General features: G+C 60.3%; 4 protein-coding genes and 1 pseudogene. 4 read left to right on the top strand and 1 reads right to left on the bottom strand.

Features of this window, described 5'->3' with window-relative positions:
• Nucleotides 1-152 precede the first annotated feature (152 nt).
• The 4 genes from aroE to ACH2EH_RS09930 all read left to right on the top strand — a co-directional run bounded on the left by aroE (nucleotide 153) and on the right by ACH2EH_RS09930 (nucleotide 3750).
• Nucleotides 153-1010 carry a shikimate dehydrogenase gene (gene aroE / locus ACH2EH_RS09915; protein ID WP_395141238.1) on the top strand — a complete coding sequence of 286 codons (858 nt, stop codon included), beginning with the start codon at nucleotides 153-155 and terminating at the stop codon, nucleotides 1008-1010.
• Nucleotides 1007-1675 (top strand): hypothetical protein, encoded by a 669-nt coding sequence (locus ACH2EH_RS09920; protein ID WP_395141240.1) that lies wholly within the window; start codon nucleotides 1007-1009, stop codon nucleotides 1673-1675. Before aroE ends, ACH2EH_RS09920 begins: the two co-directional genes overlap by 4 nt.
• 183 nt (nucleotides 1676-1858) lie before the next feature.
• A complete protein-coding gene (locus ACH2EH_RS09925) occupies nucleotides 1859-2470 on the top strand; it encodes a hypothetical protein (protein WP_395141242.1) in 612 nt (203 codons plus the stop codon).
• 128 nt (nucleotides 2471-2598) lie between these two features.
• Nucleotides 2599-3750, top strand: a complete 1152-nt coding sequence (locus tag ACH2EH_RS09930; RefSeq protein ID WP_395141244.1) for an aminotransferase class V-fold PLP-dependent enzyme — start codon at nucleotides 2599-2601, stop codon at nucleotides 3748-3750.
• On the opposite strand, the pseudogene ACH2EH_RS09935 reads toward ACH2EH_RS09930, so the two are convergent.
• Nucleotides 3696-4898, bottom strand: a pseudogene (locus tag ACH2EH_RS09935) (hypothetical protein); the annotation flags it as partial. The gene ACH2EH_RS09930 and the pseudogene ACH2EH_RS09935 overlap by 55 nt on opposite strands.

The raw sequence follows: 4898 nt of genomic DNA on the forward strand, positions 1-4898 counted from the left end.
GGGGCAGATCTCTGGGTCGCACTGGAGCCGACCTGGGGAGCGCCCTTCGCGGACGCCACACACCTCAAGCTGGCCGAGGGGGAGATCACGGACATCACCAGTATTGCCGCCGATATGGGCAACTACACGATCAAAGTGCTTGAGGTGCGTGATTGATTCGCGGCACCACAAAGGTTTGTGGCGTGTGGGGCTGGCCGGTGACACACTCCGCATCACCCGCGATGCACAACGCGGCGTTTGAAGCTCTCGGCTTGGACTTCGTCTATGTCCCGTTTGCGGTCTCCCCAGAGAACCTCAAGCAAGCCATTGCTGGCGTTCGTGCGCTGGGATTGGTGGGCGTGAACGTGACCGTCCCCTTGAAAGAGCGCGTCCCCGAGTTTTTAGACACGCTCACCGAGCGTGCCGTGCGGCTTGGTGCGGTGAACACGCTCTTCTGGGAAGATGACAAGCTCTGCGGCGACTCCACCGACGGTGCCGGTTTTCTGGCGGCTCTCCCGATTGCATTAGCACCCGGCATGACTGCCGTTGTGCTGGGCGCAGGCGGTAGTGCCCGTGCCGTTGTGGACGCCCTGGTCCAGTCTGGTGTCCGAGTTTTTGTCGCCAACCGCACCGCTCAGCGCGCCGAGGAGCTGGTAACACGCTTCGGGGCTGCGGGTGCTCTCCCACTGGAAGAAGCCCCGCTCCGCGAGGCGCTCCAGGATGCGTCTTTGCTTGTCAACACCACTAGCATTGGGATGTCCCCGAACCACGCCGAGCGGCCGCCCGTGCCCGAAGATGCCCTTCACCCGGGCCTCTTTGTGACCGATTTGATCTACAACCCCGCACAGACCCGCCTGCTGGCACGGGCGAAGCAGTGCGGCTGTGGCACGCAAAACGGAATTGAGATGCTCGTGCAACAGGGAGCGATCTCGTTCACACGCTGGACCGGGCAGGAGGCCCCTCTAAACATTATGCGTACGGGAGTGAAACAATTCCTCGGAAAAACCGATACAATAATTGAAGCCCTATGATCAGCCTCAATGAACGCTTTTTGATGTTTCTCGACGATGAAAAACCGGTGCTGGATCGCCGCCCTTTGCAGGGAGCACTGGCAATCGCCGGGGGGATCCTGACTCTCGCCCTCTGCGTGAGTATCGCTTTGCTCTGGAGTAAGCTGTACGCATCGCCTCTCTTTCCTCTGGGCCTCTGGCTGATGGGCTGGGGAGTCGCGCAGTTTTTTCAGATACAGCGTGAGCGGAGGCTGTCGGTGCGGGTTCGGGAGATCGCCGCGCAGGGCCAGCGTGTGAACGGCTATCTGATTCGTGCGAGTGATGCACTCTACCGGCCCAGCTCGAAAAAACACCACTGTCAGGTTCTGATCAGCTTCCAGCCCGAGGTTTCCGGGGATCGGGAGTACATGCAGTACCTGGCACAACGCTGGGCAGAGCAGACCACGCGCCGAGAGCATCCCGTGCGCTACCGCCGCCAGAAGCTTCCGCTCGCCCTCACCGACGGCTCCCCGGTCTACTGCTGCGATCTGTCCGTACACCCCGGCTTCCTCTCCTCCGGCTACCTCACCAGCACTATCCTGCCCTGTGTCGCGGAGTTCGGCGACAAGGGAGGCATCGAGCTCGTCCCCTACTGGCTCCTTTTTCCGTATGTGGAGTCGCCTCTCAGCCAGCGTCAGCGGGTGTAGCGATCCTCATGAACGAGGATCGCTCGCTACGCTCCTGGCGCAACGCCACTATGTCGCTCCGCGACCTTACAGGCTGGGAAAATGTTTCTGAAGCCTGAACCAACGACTAGAAAATCCGAGCCGACGGGGTTGAAATACAAAAACACACCAATCAAATCCACCACACCATTGATAAAGTGAGAAATGACAATGCCTGAAGATAAGACGACAACGAAGAAACCCAAGCTGAGCGAGGCAGATCAAGACCAACTGATCCAAGACTTTATCCCCGAGACCTCACAGCTTATTGCGACCATTAAGAAAGATCCCGGTCTACTAACTGAGCTGGCGCGGCTCGCCTTCGATGAAGCGGAGCTGACAAACGGCGAAGACCTTGCTCTCACGGCGCAGAACCGCTTCACTGAGCGACAGGAAGCCATCGGGACACTGGATGCCAAGAACACCGCTCTGGAGAAAGCCGATACAGTGGTCAACAAGCGCGGCACCGATTTTCGCGATGTCGTACGCCTTGGCTTCAGCGGTGCCGCCGCGCTCCGTGCCCTTGGCGTGACAGGACGCCTGCCCGAGGATCGCCAGAAGCGCATCACCCAGCTCCGGGCCAGCTTTGCCACCGCCGCCAAGCCCCCCTACGCTACCGAGATGACCCGCCGCAGCTACGACACCGCCGAGCTTGCTAGGGCAACTGCCGATGTCACTGCGCTGGATACCGCGCTCACCAACCGCGACGCCGCCGCGCGTGCCGCCGTGGCCGCAACCGCCGCCCGCAACGCGGACTACAAAGCGCTCCGCGCCTAGCGCACCAGCTTCAACCGCGCCATCAAACGCGCACGAACACGCCTAGCCTAGCCATTCCCCCCTTCGCGAAGCCACACCCAGAGGGTACCCGGGTGCCTGAGTGGTGCGAAGGCGGGGGAGGTTTTATTATGAATATCGAACACATCCGAGCAGGGATGCCTGCACTCTCGGAGATTCTCCAGGTCAACTCTGGCACGAAGGGGATCTGTGCCGCGCCCGTTGTCGAAGCATTGCTGGAGAACACCAAGCGCGTTGAATATGGCGGGTACTTGGGCTACTGTGAGATGCAGCAAAAGGCCGCGAGCGCACGGGCACGCCTGGCTAATTTCTTCGGCTGCGATGATAGCGAGCTGGCGTTTACGGGCAACGCAACAGTCAGCCTCAATGTCGCGCTGGCCCTGCCATGGGAGCGCTGGGGTGCGCCCGTGGATGTCTTGATCTCGGACCACGAGTACCCCACCACGAACATGCTCTTCGGTTACCTAGAGAAAATCGGCAAGGCACGACTGATTCGCTACGTTTTGTCGGAAGACACCGGAGCGATGATTGCCTCGCTGGAGCAAAATGTCACGGCGCGGACGAAGCTGGTTGTCGCCTCGCATGTCTGCTGCAATACCGGGCTGCGCACGGATCCAAAGGCGCTCTCAGATTGGGCGCGGGCGCGGGGGATTGTCAGCTACATTGACGGCGCACAGGCGGCGGGGCAGCTCCCGATTAACCTAATGGAGATCGGCTGCGATCTCTACATCACCAACGGGCACAAGTGGCTCTTTGGCCCCAATGGAGTCGGGCTGCTCTATGTGCGGGCGGGCTTCGACGACGAGTTGACGCCAACCATGGTCGGGATGGGGACAATGAACTTTTCAGAGCATGGCTCGTGGGCACCCGGAGCGCAGCGCTTTGATCTTGCGGCCACACGCCCGGCGCAAGTGCTGGCGACAATGCACGCGGCACTGGACTGGCTGGAAGGGCTGGAGTTTACGAATATCTGGGCGCGGCAGCAGGCACTCACAGCGTACGTCAAGCGGCGGATTTCCGAGATGCCGGAGCGCTTCACTCTCATCACGCCCCAGGAGTTTGAGAAATCATCCGCTCTTGCGAGCATCACCATCACCGGAAAATCGGGCGAGCAGATCGGCGCGTTTGCGGGCAAGATGCTCCACGAGAAACGCGCCTTTCTTAGGCCCGTGCCAGAGTTCGATGCCCTGCGCCTCTCGATGGCCTACTACAACACCGAGGATGACTTCGAGCGAGCGTTTGCAATGCTTGCCGAGATGTAGGCCAGCAGCGCCAGAGACGCGAGCACAAAACCAAGCTTCACAGAACCAGGAACCGTCCTGTCGGGCAGAGGAGCCACGCGCCCGGCGGCGTTGTGGTAGATCACCATGTCTGGCCCCGAGTAGGCAACAGGCAAATCGGTGGCAAACTCACGGTTGGGACTAACAACAATATACATAGCCCCAAGAAGCACAGCGGCATCCATGCTCTTGATGAAGACAATATTGCCGTTCTCATCGGGGCTAGGGTTGCTTCCCGTAGCGGCCTCGATGCGCTCTTTCGCCGTCTTGTAGAACAAAGAATCATAACCCGCCAGATCATGCAGGCCGTAGACCGTGAGGGAGTTGGGCGGCAGAACCGCATTGCGCGGGGCGATATTCGTGTTGCTCCAGCGGTCGTTGATCGGAGCGATTAGCGCGTCCTTGGCGTTTTTCTGGAGCCAGGCAATTCCCGGTGTCACAGGGTAGAGATCGCGTCCGGGCCGGGTAGGGTTGTACCCCGCGCCCCAGAACAAGAGATCGAGCATCGCTAAACCGACCGCAAGCGGGCGGATCAGCCTCTGGCGCGGCCCTAGAAAGAGCACCGCCGCCCCCAGTGCCAGCCAGACCAGCAGGAGTAACAGATCGGGCTGCGCAGCCGCGAAAGCGACGGCCCAGGGGTGGGAAATCGTCTCAGCGTGCTTCATCGCCAGTACTAGCCCAATGGCAATGGAGAAGACCACCCCTACCAGCACACCGCCGCGCTGGCGCAGAGATGCCGTTTTGAGCGCGTCCAGCCCAAATCCCGCCAGGAGTGCCATGGAAAAAGCGAAGATGACGAGCACACGGCCCGGGTTATCAGTCTGTACCCAGCCCGGAACGACGAAGAAAAAAGGCAGATTTGCCCAGGTTCCAAACGCCATGAGGAGTGTGTAGAGTGCCAGGATCGCAAAAAAGCAGGCGGGCCGAGCGGCAAATGCCCCTAACAAAGCAAGCAAGAGGGGGATGATCCCGATATAGTTTGCCCACTCGCCATAGTTATTGGGGGCGACTCTGCCCGTGAGCGAGCGATTAGCATTCCAATAAATCCCCTCCCCTTGGGCAGGGTGGCCAAAGAAGTTGGGAACGGTGAAGGTGAGCAGGCTCTGCGGTGGGAGGCCAAACGCACTCTT

The organism is Armatimonas sp. (assembly GCF_043760365.1).
Lineage (GTDB): Bacteria > Armatimonadota > Armatimonadia > Armatimonadales > Armatimonadaceae > Armatimonas.

Excerpts from the sequence above, each read along its gene's own strand:
- ACH2EH_RS09920 (WP_395141240.1), top strand. The coding sequence starts at position 1,007 with ATGATCAGCCTCAATGAACGCTTTTTGATGTTTCTCGACGATGAAAAA.
- ACH2EH_RS09925 (WP_395141242.1), top strand. The coding sequence starts at position 1,859 with ATGACAATGCCTGAAGATAAGACGACAACGAAGAAACCCAAGCTGAGC.
- ACH2EH_RS09930 (WP_395141244.1), top strand. The coding sequence starts at position 2,599 with ATGAATATCGAACACATCCGAGCAGGGATGCCTGCACTCTCGGAGATT.